The organism is Snodgrassella sp. ESL0324, from assembly GCF_013344955.1.
Taxonomy (GTDB): Bacteria; Pseudomonadota; Gammaproteobacteria; order Burkholderiales; family Neisseriaceae; genus Snodgrassella; species Snodgrassella alvi.
The window spans coordinates 713,724-730,415 of the sequence record NZ_JAAEDS010000012.1 but is presented as its reverse complement, the minus strand read 5'-3'; the positions used below and the strand labels follow the sequence as shown (position 1 = coordinate 730,415).

Below are 16,692 nucleotides of genomic sequence, written 5' to 3'. Positions count from 1 at the left end.
TTTTTTATATAGTGATACCAATAATCCGACCTATCATGCTGGTAAAGGCCAGTGCAAGTGCACCTAATATGACTATTCGGATTACAGCCGGACGTTTGGGAGCTCCGCCCAGATGTGCTGATATGCAGCCCAGAATACCAAGACCGGCTATGGTGGTAACCGACAGTATGCTCATCAGCCATACGGTAGAGCTTAACAGAGATAGTAATACTGGTAACAAAGCACCGCAAGCAAAAGACAGTGCGGAAGCCAAAGCTGCCTGAAGCGGATTGGCTTTACTGACTTCGGTGATACCGATTTCCTCACGGGCGTGGGCTTCAAGGGCATTATGTTTGGTTAGAGCTTCGGCAACCTGTTGTGCAAGTGTTTTGTTTAAACCACGCTGACGATAAATATTAGCCAGTTCTTCCAGTTCTATTTCCGGATATCGGATAAGTGAGTCCAGTTCTTTGCGTAAATCAGCTGCTTCTGTATCGCGCTGGCTGGAAACGGAAACATATTCTCCCGCAGCCATAGAGGCGGCACCTGAAACAAGCGCTGCAATACCGGATATAAGCAAGGTATGCTGATCCGGATCGGCTGCTGCCATCCCCATTAGCAGGCTGGCAGTGGAAATCAGTCCATCGTTAGCGCCAAGAACGCTTGCACGTAACCAATTGTTACGATTAGAAAAATGTTGTTCATCATGCCATGACTGGCTCATTTCGGGCTCCTGATAAGTACAAATTAGTACTTTGCAGACATATTAATTACCGTACCACAATGACGCCGCCTATTGGCATGGTTTACCTTAAGCTTCACTTAAGGCTGTTTTTTTACACTTGCCGCTGTTTAGTTAACAGGGGCTGATGATGCAGTCGAAATGGGTATTAAGCAGCAATCGGGCCATATTATTGCTCAGTATTTATATCTTATTGATATTTAATGTAGGTTTCTGGAGCTATCTGTTTCAGCATGTAACCCTGAAAAATAATGTTATTTTTTGGTTTACCGTACCCGTTCTGATGCTGGCAGCAATGAATTTTTGTATGCAGTTGTTATTCTGGCCATATTTACACCGGTTGATGGTGCCACTGCTTCTGTTGCTGGGTTCAGCTGTAAGTTATGCAGTGATGATGCAGCATATTTATTTTGATGCCAATATGCTGCAAAACATTATGCAAACTGATATGGGTGAAGCCGGTGCCTGGCTAACGCCTCAATTCTGGATGTGGCTGGGCATTACCGGCTTATTGCCGGCGCAGTGGTATTGCTGGGGTGTTAATATTCATTATACAAAACCATGGTATCGTGAATTCGGCAAACGAATTGTGGTCATAATTGTTTCTTTAATTACGGTTTTTACAGTTATTCTGCTTGCGTATGGCAGTTATATTTCTTTTTTCCGGAATAATAAGACTGTGAATCATTTAATAGTGCCCACTAATTTTGTCGGAGCAGCAGTAAAAACAGCTTATAACTCATATGATGCTCATCAGCCTTTGCAACGCATAGGACTGGATGCCAGTCATCAGCGTCATGGGAATAAGCGGTTATTGATACTGGTGATGGGTGAAACCACGCGCGCTCAGAATTGGGGATTGAATGGTTATCCGCGTCAGACTACGCCAGAGCTTGCTGCTATGGGTAATCAGGTTGTCAATTTCCCTCAGGTTAGTTCGTGTGGTACAGCAACGGCTGTGTCTTTACCCTGTCTTTTCTCGAATATGCCACACCAGTATTATCAGGCTAATCTGGCAAAACATCAGGAAGGGCTGCTGGATGTTTTGCAACGTTCAGGAGTTGCGGTAAGCTGGCGTGATAATGATGGCGGGTGTAAAGGTGTATGTGACCGTATCCGTCATCTGGATGTGCGGGACTGGGCGCCGAATTTGAAATGTAATAGTGATGGTTGTCTGGATGAAAGCCTGTTAATTAATTTACACGATATGATTACTAATATGCCTGATGATGCTGTACTGGTATTGCATACAATGGGTAGTCACGGTCCCGCTTATTTTCAGCGTTATCCTGAGGCATTCCGGCGCTTTATACCGACTTGTGATACGAATCAGATTCAGCAATGTACCAGGGAGCAATTGCGTAATACATACGATAATACAGTACTGTATACAGACCATATACTGGCAGAAATAATTAAGTTATTACAAAATGAATCCGGTCTGGCCAGTGCGATGTGGTATTTTTCTGATCATGGAGAATCTTTGGGTGAAAACGGTATATATCTGCATGCAACACCCTATGCCATTGCACCGGAAGAGCAAACCCGTGTACCTATGCTGTTCTGGGCAAACCATGATTTTGCCGAAATCAGTAATCTGGATATGAACTGCTTACGCTGGCATGCGCATCAGCAAGAATTTTCACATGATAATATTTTTCATTCAGTACTGGGACTAATGGATGTGAGAACCAGTGAATACCAAACTCAGCTGGATTTATTCGCATCGTGCCGGAAAAATAACTTTAATTATTGATTTGAAAATAATTATTATATGAATATTATGTTTTAGTAATTTCTGATTTTGTATGAGCAAATTGCTGTAACCATTTTTTTGTTGCTTGTAGATCAAAAGCCTGACGCGCATATTTCATTAATAACAAATGTTCAGGGAGATAAGAGTCAAATTTTTCCTGTTTTTGTTCTGGAACAAGTTGTGCAAGTGCCCAATCTTCACCAAAATCTTCCTCAGCAAGTTGTTTTAATATTTTTTCGACATCTTCAATTGATTTATCATATACTAAGATTATTCCATTATTTATCGCTAGGGTCAGATCTTTCCGATGTAAAAGGGCAAAGAGAGTATTAATAAGTTTGTCTCCTTCCCACGTTAATATATACACTGTGTTATCGTACTGGATTAATCTTTCTGTAGAAAGTTTAAAATATTTAAAAAAACGACAGCTTTCAATAAACAGGTTTTTAGCATTATTATCGGTAAAATCTGCTTTCCCGTTTGCAGCTGATATCCTGAAATCTTCATCACATAATATTTGATACATTTCCTTACGGATAGTTCCATGAATATTTAAACTATTATTTTGAAATGTCGGAGGAACTCCTCCTTTTGTTTTATCAACTAAAATGATTTTATCTGAAATATCAATGCTGATTATTTGCCAGCGCTGGCCAGCAAAAATGATATTTTGTCCTTTTATGAGTATATTCGTGACAGGTATAGATCCTAGCGTTTTGTTTTTGGTTATTACCCGATACTCAAGCGGAGTTTGGAAGACACTATAAAAAGTATAATGGTTAACAAGTTTTTCACCATTTACGCCTAAAATCAGAATATCGTTGTGTGTCTGTCCAATTAATTGCTCTGAACCCATATGTCTGAGCAAACTTTTAAACTGTGATGTGGTAACGTTTTGAAAAGGTCCTTCCTTGCATAATAATTGGTAAAGCTGTTCTATCCGGATACCACCCCATTGAGCAAGTACAGACAAAATTTGATGCAAAAGTGTTGAGAAATGAAGCAAGCCGTTATCGACTGGTTCAAACCAGTTACTGCTGATTAACAGACGTACCATCGCTAAAGCTTGAATTAATTCCAGATGTAATAAATCGATAAAATTAGATGTTTCTGTTTTTTTTGTTCCAGCTATTAACATCCGTAATATTGATGAATTGCCACGTCTGCCACTTCGTCCTACCCGCTGTCGCAAACTAGAAACTGAATGCGGGCTACCTATTTGTATAACCGAATTAACTTTACCAATATCAATTCCTAATTCAAGCGTCATGGTGCAAATTGCAGTAGTAGGAAGTGAACTTTTCTGTAAACGTTGTTCTAAGGATTCCCGAAATGATTTTGCTAAAGAGCCATGATGCGGGAAAAATTCATTCGGCAGATTTTTTTGCTCACACATATCACTCAGGCAAACAGCAATTTTTTCACACTTTGGTCGGCTATTAACAAAAACAAGATTGTTACTACCGCGGCAAAAGCGAAATATGTCCTGACAAATTTGATCTGTAACAGTATTAGTAGTTTTAGAAAAACGATTTTCTATCTCATCCTGTTTAGATTGATCAATATAGCCACGTACTTGTAATTTAAGTGAAGAATGAGCATGGGTTTCGCGAATTATCTGGCAATGGAGTCTTTGATTTGGTCGTAGCGACAGAGGAACACTGTTTAAATCGCCTAATGTAGCACTTAAGGCAATGCGTGGAACTGGTGTTTTTAGCTTGCCAATAAGGTGCTCAGTACGAGTTAGCAATGATAATAATTGTATGCCTCTTTCTTGACCGATAAAAGCATGAAATTCATCAATAATGATATATTGCAATGACTGAAAAGCTTTTCGGAACCAGCCAGAATCATTGAGAAGCATTGATTCTAACGATTCCGGTGTAATTAGCAGAATACCAGAGGGAGATTTTTTAAATTTAGTTTTCTGGTTTGCAGGAATATCTCCGTGCCATGGGGTAAGTTGCATCGACAGCACTTTCGTCAGACTATAAAGGCGACGATACTGGTCATTAATCAATGCCTTTAATGGACTGATATATAAGATACTTACTCCATTTTGTATTTCCATGCATTTACTACAGGCAGGCAAAAATGCAGCTTCTGTTTTGCCTGCAGCTGTTGAGGCACTAATTAATACATCGGTTTTTCCAGCAAGTATCGGAGCAATAGCAAGTTGCTGAATTTCTCGCAGGCTATTCCAACCTTGCTGGTAAATCCACTTCTTTACTTTTTGGTTTAGTAAATGATAGCTTTGCATTACAGTCTGAAATCTGTCAGATTATCATCATTTTCAATTTCTATTTCCATATCAGAGTTTTTTTCTTCTTCTATTTTGAGTGATTCAAGTAGTTGCTGCCATGAAATCTCTGGATGTTGTTCTATAACGGTAAGCATATCCAAAAATGCCTTAATAGTGTTACGTGGCGTTTTGAAATAGGCTTCTCCGATGGTTTGGTTACAATGAATCAGAAATGCCGTTAAAGAATCATCTGGGACAAGGTATTTAGTACTGTCTCCTGAGGCATAAATATGCCGAAGATTTTTTAGTAAAATATATAATTCTTCAGGGGAAAGACAGGCTAAATGTAATGCTGGGGATGAGTAATCGATTACGTCTGCTTGTTTAGCAAAATTATTTTCTGCAAGTCTTGTTTGCAATGCTTCATAACTATATAAGCCTTTGTAAGGATCAAGCAGAAATTCAGGTGTTCCACCTAATAAGAAGCCAATATATTCAGCATTTCCCTGTAAGCAATCATTTAATATGCGTAGTATTTGCTCATAATTAGATTTTCTGGCCTGTGTATTGCTTAGCTTATATAAATTTACCATTTCGTCCAGATTAACCAATAATCCGCTATAACCAGCCTGTCGTACAAATAGACTCATTATTTTTAAAGCATCGTAAAAAAAAGCGTCGGAAATAATGGTTCTCACCCCTAAATCATTGCGGGCATCGGTTTTGGTGCTGTATTCTGCTCTTAACCATTTAATCGCACAAGCTTTTAAATGTTCATTATCCTCTTCGCTTGCTTTCCAATATATTTCAATAACTTTGGCAAAATCATAACCTCCAACCATTTCAGATATGGCTGTGAGTCTTTTATGAATAACTTTCTCTACACTGTAGTCGTTGCTTTCTGCTTCTTTCTGAACTTGGGTAATGAATTTTTCTACAACACTGGTCAGGGCGTTTCCATCAGGTTTATTACGTGTAGACATATTTTTCATTAATTCTGAGTAGAGATTTTTGGCCTGACCACCAGTAGCATGCAGGCGTCTGTCTGGAGATAAATCTGCATGTAATGTTACTAATTTCCGTTCCAGTGCAATTGCTCTTACTACACTCATAAAAAAAGTTTTGCCTGAACCATAGTCACCAATAATCAGCCTGAAAGCAGCTCCTCCATCTTCTATACGCTGGATATCTTGTATCATGGCTTTTAATTCATTAACTCTTCCCACCTGTATATACTGAATACCGATTTTCGGAGTAACACCTGCTTTCAGGGATTGAATAATTGCATCTCTTTCTTTTGCTCTGATTTTTTTTTCTGCCATCATTTTATCCTTGTAATTCAGTTAATATTTCAAAATCTATATAAATATCATTATTTTCTTCTATAAGTGGTGCATCTACACATTCATAGGCCCATTCGTTTATGGTTTCAATTGCACCGTCGGGCAATAAATTAAATTTTTTGCATAATTCAATATATTCATCACGCTTCCAATGTTCTCTTGTAATCAAAATGTTTAAGAACTGTTGATGAGTGCTATCAAGATTCTGGTTATCCGGCAATTCAGGCTGAGGTACTGTCGGTTCTTCTTCAATATCAGTAAATATAGAGCTTAATAACGATTGCACATCACTGGTTTCGCTTTCATGCAGTTTAAGAATAGCCGAGTCAAGGATAATATTGCTTTTTTTATCTGTATCAGTTTTATTATTTTCTGATGCTGCTAATGGTTGTTTTTGCAGAGCTTTGTTGGAGGATGCTGATAGTGTGTGAATGTCATTGACTACGGTAAATTTGTCTAACCCTAAAGCAGTGTATAATTTTTCAATCTGTTTGATTTCAGCAGGTGCTGCATCACCGTCTGCCAGAGCAATGGAAATGAGCAGATGACTAATAATTTTTCTTTGGTTGGAATCAAGTTTTGCTATTTTATCTCTTAAACCTTGCATGCCATGAGTATTATTCAAACACGATAATAAAAAAAGTTGTAAATACTGTTTTTCTGTATCTTGTAAATCTTGATTAGAATCTATAAAACGTTTTAGTAATTCTTTTTCTTTCTCATGAATAAAACCATCAATATTTGCTACGATTACGCCTAGTCTTATTAATAGCTCAGTATATCGAAACTCTGCACTGGGCTGAAAATTCACTAAATCCGGACAATCATGTATTACAATTTTATCTTCAGGATTGATTTTAATTGTTTGAATGCGGCTGTCAGGTATTATAGTTAAACCAAATTTGTTTGCCATCCGCTGCATCAGCTCATTTTCTTTTTTATTAATTGCTTTTGGTAATTCGGTATTGATATTTTTCCAAAAATCCTTTACCGAAGCCAAACCGTTCTGCTCCAGCAAGACATGATTGACCCATGCTCTGAACTGTTTAATTACAGCAGAATCATTTTTATTAAACAGTTCTGCCGGCAACAAAGTTAGGGCAGTAATATCGTTACGGGAAGAATTTTCTCTTGCTAAGTAACGGCTGTATTCACCCAGTAAATTTGTACATAGTTCCGCTATTGCAATCAAGCTTTTTAAAGGTTTTGTTAATATGCTTGGGTCTGGTAAATTGGGATTATCCCATTGGCAAAAGCCAATAGAGCGATTTGCAGCCTGATAGTCGATTTTTAATCTTGTCTTATTAGGTTTAATCAGGATACCCGCAGGAAAATGTTCATTAAATTTCAGAAAGAAAAGCTGTCGAAACTCCTCTTTACAGCGTCGTGCAGCTGTTCTGAAATAATATTCAGAAGTGTAATCTAACCAGTCTAATGCTAAGCTTGCCTTTACAGGTTTTTCATTTTTTACTGTTACAGCCAGTATCAGTTTAAAAAATAATTCATTTGAAAATTGGAATAATTCATTTTTCAGCTGTTTGGTAATAGCTGGACGTAAATAGATCATTAATGCCAGTAAATTGCCCGAATAATTATTGAAAGAATAATTACTGTCATAAATTTTCCGTAAACGTATTATTTCATAAAATATTTCAAAATATTCTTTTGTATCAATTAAATGAATGGAGTTTTTGTTGGCAATGATGCGACGTTCCAAACCATAAAAATATAGGAAAACATAGCCTATAGGCATATTGGGATGAGAACGATCAGATGCCAGCCAATCTAAATATATCCCGCGACATTGAGGAGAAAGTTCTGAATAGTTTGGCCAATAGCATAATGTAGCATCAGTATAGAATTCAGTCTCATTTTCAATTTCAACTGGTTTAGACACAGGTAAAGCAGGATCAATCAAACTATCTTCACTACTGTATCCGTTTAATCCCATTAATTTACTGCCGTAGAAAATAAATCCTTTGTTCAATTCCCGGTTTTGAATGGTAATTGAACTATCCAGCGGGAGCCAGCGTCCGTCTTCGATATCCTGAATTTCTGATTTTTTTGAATAATTATCGGAGGTAATTGTAAAAGTTACCAGTTCATCATCTTCATTTTTATTAACTGATTGTTTATCATTATTATATTGAGTCGATAACTCGATAATAACTGAATTGATATTATTTTGAGAATAGGGTTGTTGCGTGTTGCTATCATATTCTGATTTTTCAGATTCTGTTTCTACAGACAAAATATTATCTTGATGAGGTTTGGCTATTTGCGAAGCCGAGCTTTTCTGAATACGATTGCGTGATCTTGGAGCTGGTGGTTTTTGCTTTTTATTGGAAAAGATGATTATTAATGAAAAAAAAATTGCTATACAAGTAAAAATCACCATTTTATAAAATGCCATTCCACTTTAATTCAATGTTAAAAACATATAGAAATAGTTAACAAACAAAAGCTGACTGCCTAATACACATTTTATGTAAATATATTTTTAGATATTACGACCATATATATATTTAAGCCAAGTTATTTGGCTTTTTTTAATTTGAAATGGAATAATTTATTAGTTTGTGTTGTTTTATGTACAATAAATTTGATGTGTATAAAGCTATTGAGATGATTAACTAGGTCAATTCTTATACTATATTAATATTTTTGAAGAAATTAACTTGGTTATTTATTTGAGCAATTATTATTTTATTAAGTTGTATAGATAACGCACTTAGGTTCAAGCTGCCGTATAATCACTCATTTCCTAGTTGGCTGTGAAAGAAATTACGCATGTGGTTTAAGCAATTAAGTATTTATCCGCTCAATAAAGACAATCTGCCGAATTTAGAAACTTTAGTTGATAAGCTGACCGAAGCTCAGTTTAAGCCGTGTATGGGATTGGATTGGGACAGTATTGGTTTTGCCAGTCCTGTATCGTTTAGCCCGGAGATGGTGTTTCCGGCACAGAATACATGGCGTATTGCGCTAAAAAAAGAAGAAAAAGTATTACCGGCAGCCGTGGTGCGAGATATTCTTGACGAAAAAATTAATGAAATACGCGAAGCTGAGGGGCGGAATGTCGGGCGTAAGGAGAAGATGGAACTGAAAGAAACCATCACCGATGATTTGTTACCGCGTGCTTTTACTAAAAGTGGTAAAACAGAAGCCATTATTGATACTCAGCGCGGCTTATTAATGATTAATCAGGCCAATGCCAACCGTGCTGAAATGCTGCTTACGAAATTACGTGAGGCACTGGGTGGGCTGGAAGCGAAGCTGCCACGCACTCAGCAGTCGCCAGGTAGTCTGATGACGGAATGGCTGTTAAGAGGAGATGCTGCCGGTCATTTTGAGCTGGACTGTGATTGTGAACTCAAAGGACTGGGTGATGCTGCACCAGTAGTTCGTATCAGCCATCAGGATTTAACCGCAGAGGAAGTGGTTAATCTGGTCAAAAATGGTAAGGTTGTTACTCAGTTGGGGTTATGCTGGCAGGACAGAGTACGTTTTGTGCTGACGCAGGATTTTACTCTTAAACGTATTCAGTTTCTGGATGTGATTCAGGAGGAAGCTGCAGGGCAGGGAGACGATATGCAAAGTATAACCTTCGCATCACAAATACTGATGGCAGAAGCCTTAGGCGATCTGCTTGCTGAGCTGGTGCATCATCTGGGCGGCTGGTTACCGGAATAATGGCTTTAAACGGCGTAAATAGTCGCAATTTGCCTGCAACAGTGGCATTGGCTTCGGTATAATGCGCTAAATTTATTAAGGATACTGTCATGAGTATTAAGTCAGACAAATGGATACGCCGTATGAGTGAAGAGCACGGCATGATTGAACCGTTTGAACCTAATCAGATTAAACAGTTAAACGGTGAAAAAATCATTTCCTATGGTACTTCCAGCTATGGTTATGATATTCGCTGTGCACGCGAATTCAAGATTTTTACTAATATCAACAGTACTATTGTAGACCCGAAAAATTTTGATACGCGTAATTTTGTAACTGTTGAAGACGACTTTTGCATCATTCCGCCTAACTCGTTTGCTTTGGCACGTACTGTGGAATATTTCCGTATCCCGCGCAATGTTCTGACTGTTTGTCTGGGTAAATCCACTTATGCACGTTGCGGTATTATCGTTAATGTCACGCCATTTGAACCTGAATGGGAAGGCTATGTAACTCTGGAATTTTCCAATACCACGCCATTACCGGCTAAGATTTATGCTAATGAAGGGGTGGCACAGGTATTGTTTTTTGAAAGTGATGAAGAGTGCGCTACTTCTTATAAGGATCGTGCCGGTAAATATATGGGGCAGACGGGTGTAACTTTACCTAAAGCTTGATATAAGTCTGTGTTTGAAAAAGGACGCGATTGCGTCCTTAAAAATTGCGATGTTCAGGCGGCGGTTTTACAGATTAGCGTTTAAAAGCAAAATATACTGCACCAAGAATAAAGCCGAAGCTGATTAAATAGTTAAGTCTGAATTCATCTTTTAAATAAAGAATCGCAAACAGGGTAAATACGACCAGTGTCACTACTTCCTGAATAATCTTCAGTTGGAATGGTTTAATTCCCCACTGTGCCCCCAGATGATTGGCCGGCACTGCAAGACAATATTCAAATAGAGCAATTCCCCAGCTAATCAAAATAATCTGCCAAAGTGGAAATTGGTAATTATTAGGTTTAATATGCCAGTACCATGCAGTAGTCATGACCAGATTGGATGCTGTGAGCAAACAAATAACAATTAAGTAATGCATAATGATGTGGTGTATATAAATTGATGATCTCTTAATAAGATAAATCATACAATGAAGAAATGGTTTTGTTCATATACTCGGAATGAAAAATAGAGTATTTATTTATATTGTTGAAAATAATATAAATAAATGGAATTTGGCGGTAATAAAGTACCTCTTTAGGTACCAGTTTAAAATTTGGCTAACAAGCCAAATTTCTTTACATTTTATTTGTTCAAAAAGTTTCACAATTGTGTACAAAGTGGTATAATGTTTCTGTATTAATAAGTAATTAGCAAGTATGGCGTTTTTATCAGGTGTTAAGCAGTTTTTTAGCCGCAATTCCGCGGCTCAAAGTACACCTAAAAACGGCACTAAAGTCAGTGTTCAGCAAAATAATTTTAATCCCTCACAAATAAAAGTACCTAAGCAGCAGCAGGGTAAAGCTGTCTATTTAACTAAGTCTGCAATGTCTAGTGGCCAACCACTAAGCAATACTGACCGAAATTTAGTTAATACTGACATTACTACTTTCAGAACTGAACAAGATACTCAAAAAGTAATCCGTCAGTTTGCCATTGCAATGCCAGATTTATCGGCGTCTGTAGCTGCTTATATTCGGATGGCAGTAACTAAAACATACACTGCCACCGCCAAAAATCAAGATGGTACTTTTAATAGAGATGCGACTACAGCTCTTCAATCAATTCTGACGAGATTCGATGTCTTGAAAAATTACGAAGAAGGGTTTTCAAATACTGCTTCTATACGTGCTGTAGCTGAGATGCTGGCAAAGGAATTGAGATACTACGGAGCTTGCGCTCTGGAGTTAGTTTTAGATAAGCAACGATTACCTGTTCGTTTACAACCTATCACAGTGTCATCTATTAAGTTTGTTCCTGAAAAAGATGGCAGTTTAAAACCAATTCAAAAAGTAGACAGCGATGAAATCGATTTGGATATTCCGACCTTTTTTTATCGCCCTATAGATCAGGATTTACTTACTGCTTATCCAGACAGCCCTTTGGAAGCAGCACTACAACCTGCGCTATTTAATCAGCAGTTCATGGATGATTTACGGCGTATTGTTCGTCAGGCTATTCATCCACGAATGAAAGTGACGATTAATACCGAAAGTATATTAGCGCAGATGCCTGCTTACTATCAGGAATCTTCGGATGATGAAGACGAGAATACTAAGGTAAATAATTATATACAAGGTGTTGTTGACTCAATATCTAACATAGTAAACAGCATGGAACCAGAAGATGCCTTTGTTTCTACTGACAGTATTGAAGCTTCATATATAACGGCCGGTAACAATTCTCATGATTCAGAAATAGTTAATTTACAAAACATGATTGATGCCAAGGTTGCTACAGGTACTAAAACTCTACCTGCAATCCTAGGTTATGGCTCAGCTTCCAGCAATATCGCCTCAACTGAATCTCTGCTGTTTATGAAATCCGCAGAGGGTGTCCAGTTTGCCTTGAATGACATTTTTAGTCAGGCATTGACACTTGCTCTAAGACTAATGGGTTATGACGTCTATGTGGATTTCAGTTTTGGCTCTATCAATTTACGCCCGGATGCTGAGTTGGAAGCTTTTAAAGCAATGGAACAGTCCAGAATTCTGGAACAACTAAGTTACGGATTTATTTCTGACGATGAGGCTAGTTTACGACTTACAGGGAAATTGGCTCCTGAAAGCATGCCTGAACTGTCAGGAACAAACTTCACAGTTAATAAATCGTCTGTTTCAGAAAATCCTTATAGTAACACATCACAAGGTGCCTTAAATCAGGATTTGAATCAGACCAATACACCAAAAAATGCAAAGAGCAAAAACGGAGGGAAAGCAGGTAATTGAGTATTAGTTTGAATAAACCAGAATTATGGTTAGGTACTGAAAGTTCTTTGGCTTCTTATCAAAATTTTTGTGCGAACTACGAAGAAAAACTAGCAGCTAACATGAAACTTTCTTCAAGTGATTCTCCTCAATCACTTCTTGAGCAAGACCTTTATATTAAACAAGGTGATGTTGCCATTGTACCTATTAAGGGTGAATTAGTTAATGAGGATATTCCTGTAGTTTTAGCAAAATTGTGGGGGGTAACTACATACAACTCTCTACAAGAATCTTTTTATGAGCTTGCTGAAGATAAGGATGTAAGCCGGGTCATTTTAGATATTAACTCAGGCGGTGGAAGTGTCTCAGGTATAGATGTTACACACTCAGCTCTTAAATATCTTAAGAGCAAAAAACCTGTTGCAACATTTGCTGATCAGTGTCATTCCGCAGCTTATTGGTTGGGTAGTTTAGGAGAAAAGTTCGTACTGGCTAGACTTGGTTCAGTAGGGTCAATAGGTGTAGTTACGTTTCTTTTATCACATAAAAATCGACTGATTAAGGAAGGTATCACCCCAACGGTAATTCGGTCAGTCGATAAAAAGTGCTTAGTCAATCCGTATGAAGACCTGACAGATACTGCTAAAGCCGAGGTACAAGAACGTGCAGATTATATACATGGCATTTTTGTAAATACAGTAGCCCAAAACCGGCTTTTAAATCCTGAATATGTAAAAACCAATATGGCAGACGGTAGCAGCTATTTTGGTAATGAAGCAGTTAACCGTCATTTTGTGGATTCAATTGATACCTTGGAATCCCTCTTATCTACGTGGCAACCACAAGCTTCGGGTAGCCGCAATTATCAACCCAGTAGTCACCTGACTACATTTAATGGAGAACCTAGTATGAGTGTAACAGCTCCAGAAGAAAAGGCAGCTACTGAGGTAACTGCAAACACTTTTCAACCTGAAATTGCAAGCTTACAAGCTCAATTAAAAGAGCAAGCAACAAAACTTGCAGACTTGACTAAGCAAAACTTTACGCTTTCAAGCCGAAATACAGAATTAGAGGCTACAAACAAAGCCTTAGCTTCCAATTTAGTAGATGCTAATCAAACTGCGGATAAGTATGCCGAACTTCTGGGTTCAGCTATTCAGGCTAAAGCGGCTGCTTTAAACGTAGAAGCTTACCTGCCGACTGACATTGCGGGTTTAGAGGCTCTGAATCAACAAATTGATATGAAGTTTCAACAAAAGTATCCAGCGGGTGGGGTAGCTGTAACTGATCCAAAAGCTATGGAATCCGAAACTAAGCAAGAAATCGATTGGATGAGTCGGATAAAGGTTAACTAAGGAGATTGAATGGCTAAACATATTCTAAGTATTGTCGAAAAACATAATCTTCGAAATACAGTTACTAGTACGTTCGGCACGTTAAAGTCGAAGTTCTCGAATAACGATCACAACAAAGCAGTTAAGCGTACAAGTTCTAATGCGATGGTGCTGTGTGAAGAGGGTGATGAAATTGAAGGTTTTGTTGACTCTATAGAACCAGGTACTTTGGATGGCTTGTCCTACGGAGCTTGTGTTTGTCATGCCCCTCTGGTTCGTATGTTTGTAACCGGACAGGATTTAAGTTTTGGAGATTATGTTGTATGTGGTGCTCAAACTGAACCGAGCGTTTCTAATGGAAATGATGATTTTCTTTTAAATAAATATGGCACGACTGTGGTGAAGAAAGGTTCACCCACTAACTTTAAATGGCGAGTTATCGCTTCAGATGCTCGTAATCCAAATGTGTATTTAATTGAAGCAGTTTAATAACGAAAGGAACTTATGTCAGGATTTGTAGGTAATGCAGCATTTATTGAAGCAGGTGGTAGACCTTCTCAAATACCTATTTCTGTAGATCTTTATAAATTGGCAGCAGATGATAATATGTCTGTACCAGAGTATTTACAGCAGGAATATGGGCACAAAGCTGATAAAAACTATGCAGGTGGTAATGTTTTTTCACAAGTGATGGCATCCTTAAACACCCCTATTAATGTGAAAGGTAAGGGTTTTCGAGGTATGAAGCTTGGAGATGTTTTGGACGGAACATTTCGAGCAGCAGCAACTCAGGATGCAAAAACAGCGAGCACAATTTTAGCACCGGCTGCAATTTTGTCAATAGTAGAAGAAAATAAGGCGGAAGACCATACTGATACCCTTAGTATGTTTGAAAAGTTAGTTGCATTAGATGAGTCTGTTCCAAATGACACGTTTGCAATGCCAATTTTTGATTCATCAAATGCTGATAAACAACAGGCGTCTGCAATTGGTCAGTTAGCAACACCTAATATTGTGGGTCAGTTAACGATCTCTCAGAAATCACACACTATTCCAACTTTTTCGTACGGTTTAGAGGCCTCAGATAAGGCTTTAAAAGCCTACTCCATTGATAGTATAGCAATTTACCTAAAACGTCTTCGTAATCAACTGGCCTTTAACTTAGTATGCCAACAGTTAAATTCTTTGATTAACGGGGATGTTGATATGGATATGAAACCGTTACCTGTAGTTCCTATCACTAGATATGATAGTGAAGCTGGTAATGGTGTGTTAACCCATAGGGCTTATGTGAAGTGGTTACGGGCTAATTGGAAATTCCGTCAGGTAGATTATGTTCTGTGTAATGAAGACGATTATTTCAAAATTATTGATCGTAAGGGTCGACCAACTATATTGACTAACCCTGTTACTAGTTCAGAACAAATGGCTTATCCGGCTAAACCTATCAATATGAATATTTATGAGCCTCAAATATATATCCTTGAAGAGGGAATTATTCCGGCTGGTACGTTAGTAGGTATTGATTCACGGAGTGCTATTGCCAGAGTTAGAAACTCTCAGGCTAACTATGATGCGGTTGAAGATTTGGCAATGCGCCGTGGTAAAGCAATGCGTTTTGACGAAGGACAAGTTGTTTATCGTCATGACGATAAGGCTTTTAAAGTAACTACTCTAAATTAATCAATTGAACAGGCTGCTTCGGCAGCCTCCTGGAGAATTTATGGCAAGAAATAACCAACAAAATAAGTCTGATCAGGTTGACAACACAGAACAACCCGAACAGCTTGAACAGGATGCAGGCGTAGACCTGACTGATACAGTAGAACAACCTGAAACTACTGATACAGTAGAACAACCTGAAACTACTGATACAGTAGAACAACCTGAAACTACTAAACAGGAGACAATTAAACAAAAACCCCCGAAGGATAACCCTGCAATGGAGACTGAAAAAGCAGTTTCAAAATTACCAAAGACTGTCAAAGTCCGTGTAACTCACGGTTATGATTTACTTCACCCTTATACAAATAAATGTGTTAAGACTGAATTACAAGAATTTCCTTGTGATAACTGGATGCTGGCACAACTACAGGCAGGTTTCGTAGATATGTACACAATTACCAACGAACGTTTACTGTGGAAATGCGGTAAATTGGTGTACGCAAAGTAGTTGAATATGTCAATGGAAATACCTGGCACAGGCTTACCAGACCCGGCAGCTATTCAGGCTGCCGCAGGTGCACCGCTGGATATTGTATTGGAGCCTTTTGGCACACTGACAACGACTGACGAAGTTCGGGCTATTTTTGGTCTCTCCTCAGCAGAGTTGTCAGACGACATGTTGATGCAACCTGTCTATATAAGTGAAGTAAAGGAAACCTTGTTACGGATTCGTCCAGAGTTATTCAGTAATTGGGATACTTTACAGAATGAACGATTGCTGGAGATGGTCAAACGAGTTGCTCTTTACAGCATCTGTAATTTAATAGGTGAGACTTTACCACTTATAGCAGCACGTGTATTGACTGATTCCAAAGCTTCAATTCAACGTTTCAACTCAGATTTATCCAGTATAGCTGAAACGATTCGAAATCGACTGAATCAGGCAATAAGAGCATTGAAGCAGTCTAAAGCTTCTAATCAACTTCCACGGTTTATGGGTGCAGGTCAGCCTAGCTATGACCCTGTGACTGGGTAA

General features: G+C 38.3%; 14 protein-coding genes. 9 read left to right on the top strand and 5 right to left on the bottom strand.

The features are described from left to right. Nucleotides 1-4: 4 nt before the first annotated feature. Nucleotides 5-703 carry a VIT family protein gene (locus GYY70_RS05515; RefSeq protein ID WP_084548249.1) on the bottom strand — a complete coding sequence of 233 codons (699 nt, stop codon included), beginning with the start codon at nt 701-703 and terminating at the stop codon, nt 5-7. A gap of 145 nt (nt 704-848) precedes the next feature. Between GYY70_RS05515 and GYY70_RS05510 the strand changes: the two genes are divergently transcribed. After that, nucleotides 849-2,477: a phosphoethanolamine transferase gene (locus GYY70_RS05510; RefSeq protein WP_174831552.1), complete on the top strand. Its 1,629-nt coding sequence runs from the start codon at nt 849-851 to the stop codon at nt 2,475-2,477. A 25-nt stretch (nt 2,478-2,502) separates the two neighbouring features. On the opposite strand, the gene GYY70_RS05505 is transcribed toward GYY70_RS05510, so the two are convergent. From GYY70_RS05505 to GYY70_RS05495, 3 genes are read right to left on the bottom strand one after another with little or no spacing between them, the layout of a single operon-like run. Then, nucleotides 2,503-4,737 (bottom strand): DEAD/DEAH box helicase, encoded by a 2,235-nt coding sequence (locus GYY70_RS05505; RefSeq protein WP_174831551.1) that lies wholly within the window; start codon nt 4,735-4,737, stop codon nt 2,503-2,505. Beyond that, nucleotides 4,737-6,041, bottom strand: coding sequence for an ATP-binding protein (locus tag GYY70_RS05500; RefSeq protein WP_174831550.1), 1,305 nt, complete (start codon nt 6,039-6,041; stop codon nt 4,737-4,739). Before GYY70_RS05500 ends, GYY70_RS05505 begins: the two co-directional genes overlap by 1 nt. Nucleotides 6,042-6,045: 4 nt before the next feature. Continuing rightward, nucleotides 6,046-8,475 carry a TerB N-terminal domain-containing protein gene (locus tag GYY70_RS05495; RefSeq protein WP_174831549.1) on the bottom strand — a complete coding sequence of 810 codons (2,430 nt, stop codon included), beginning with the start codon at nt 8,473-8,475 and terminating at the stop codon, nt 6,046-6,048. A 377-nt stretch (nt 8,476-8,852) separates the two neighbouring features. Here GYY70_RS05495 and GYY70_RS05490 point away from each other — a divergent pair, with 377 nt between their 5' ends. Beyond that, nucleotides 8,853-9,755, top strand: coding sequence for a recombination-associated protein RdgC (locus GYY70_RS05490; protein ID WP_025330195.1), 903 nt, complete (start codon nt 8,853-8,855; stop codon nt 9,753-9,755). A gap of 89 nt (nt 9,756-9,844) precedes the next feature. After that, nucleotides 9,845-10,411, top strand: a complete 567-nt coding sequence (gene dcd / locus GYY70_RS05485) for a dCTP deaminase (protein ID WP_025330196.1) — start codon at nt 9,845-9,847, stop codon at nt 10,409-10,411. 73 nt (nt 10,412-10,484) lie between these two features. Here dcd and GYY70_RS05480 read toward each other — a convergent pair whose 3' ends face one another. Further along, the gene (locus GYY70_RS05480; protein ID WP_037393604.1) at nt 10,485-10,829 is read right to left on the bottom strand and encodes a DMT family protein; all 345 of its coding nucleotides are present in this window, start codon (nt 10,827-10,829) and stop codon (nt 10,485-10,487) included. Nucleotides 10,830-11,109: 280 nt separating this feature from the next. Between GYY70_RS05480 and GYY70_RS05475 the strand changes: the two genes are divergently transcribed. The 6 genes from GYY70_RS05475 to GYY70_RS05450 are packed head-to-tail and all read left to right on the top strand — an operon-like array spanning nt 11,110 to nt 16,692. Continuing rightward, nucleotides 11,110-12,678: a hypothetical protein gene (locus tag GYY70_RS05475; RefSeq protein ID WP_174831548.1), complete on the top strand. Its 1,569-nt coding sequence runs from the start codon at nt 11,110-11,112 to the stop codon at nt 12,676-12,678. Then, nucleotides 12,675-14,012 carry a S49 family peptidase gene (locus tag GYY70_RS05470; RefSeq protein ID WP_174831547.1) on the top strand — a complete coding sequence of 446 codons (1,338 nt, stop codon included), beginning with the start codon at nt 12,675-12,677 and terminating at the stop codon, nt 14,010-14,012. Before GYY70_RS05475 ends, GYY70_RS05470 begins: the two co-directional genes overlap by 4 nt. Before the next feature lie 9 nt (nt 14,013-14,021). Continuing rightward, nucleotides 14,022-14,480, top strand: coding sequence for a hypothetical protein (locus GYY70_RS05465; protein WP_174831546.1), 459 nt, complete (start codon nt 14,022-14,024; stop codon nt 14,478-14,480). A 15-nt stretch (nt 14,481-14,495) separates the two neighbouring features. After that, the gene (locus GYY70_RS05460) at nt 14,496-15,674 is read left to right on the top strand and encodes a hypothetical protein (RefSeq protein WP_174831545.1); all 1,179 of its coding nucleotides are present in this window, start codon (nt 14,496-14,498) and stop codon (nt 15,672-15,674) included. Between the two features lie 40 nt (nt 15,675-15,714). After that, nucleotides 15,715-16,164: a hypothetical protein gene (locus GYY70_RS05455; RefSeq protein ID WP_174831544.1), complete on the top strand. Its 450-nt coding sequence runs from the start codon at nt 15,715-15,717 to the stop codon at nt 16,162-16,164. A gap of 6 nt (nt 16,165-16,170) precedes the next feature. Then, nucleotides 16,171-16,692, top strand: a complete 522-nt coding sequence (locus GYY70_RS05450) for a hypothetical protein (protein WP_174831543.1) — start codon at nt 16,171-16,173, stop codon at nt 16,690-16,692.

Bases quoted from the DNA above. Each gene is read 5' to 3' on its own strand.
- GYY70_RS05515 (WP_084548249.1), bottom strand. From the start codon at position 703: ATGAGCCAGTCATGGCATGATGAACAACATTTTTCTAATCGTAACAAT.
- GYY70_RS05510 (WP_174831552.1), top strand. From the start codon at position 849: ATGATGCAGTCGAAATGGGTATTAAGCAGCAATCGGGCCATATTATTG.
- GYY70_RS05505 (WP_174831551.1), bottom strand. From the start codon at position 4,737: ATGCAAAGCTATCATTTACTAAACCAAAAAGTAAAGAAGTGGATTTAC.
- GYY70_RS05500 (WP_174831550.1), bottom strand. From the start codon at position 6,041: ATGGCAGAAAAAAAAATCAGAGCAAAAGAAAGAGATGCAATTATTCAA.
- GYY70_RS05495 (WP_174831549.1), bottom strand. From the start codon at position 8,475: ATGGCATTTTATAAAATGGTGATTTTTACTTGTATAGCAATTTTTTTT.
- GYY70_RS05490 (WP_025330195.1), top strand. From the start codon at position 8,853: ATGTGGTTTAAGCAATTAAGTATTTATCCGCTCAATAAAGACAATCTG.
- dcd (WP_025330196.1), top strand. From the start codon at position 9,845: ATGAGTATTAAGTCAGACAAATGGATACGCCGTATGAGTGAAGAGCAC.
- GYY70_RS05480 (WP_037393604.1), bottom strand. From the start codon at position 10,829: ATGCATTACTTAATTGTTATTTGTTTGCTCACAGCATCCAATCTGGTC.
- GYY70_RS05475 (WP_174831548.1), top strand. From the start codon at position 11,110: ATGGCGTTTTTATCAGGTGTTAAGCAGTTTTTTAGCCGCAATTCCGCG.
- GYY70_RS05465 (WP_174831546.1), top strand. From the start codon at position 14,022: ATGGCTAAACATATTCTAAGTATTGTCGAAAAACATAATCTTCGAAAT.
- GYY70_RS05460 (WP_174831545.1), top strand. From the start codon at position 14,496: ATGTCAGGATTTGTAGGTAATGCAGCATTTATTGAAGCAGGTGGTAGA.
- GYY70_RS05455 (WP_174831544.1), top strand. From the start codon at position 15,715: ATGGCAAGAAATAACCAACAAAATAAGTCTGATCAGGTTGACAACACA.
- GYY70_RS05450 (WP_174831543.1), top strand. From the start codon at position 16,171: ATGTCAATGGAAATACCTGGCACAGGCTTACCAGACCCGGCAGCTATT.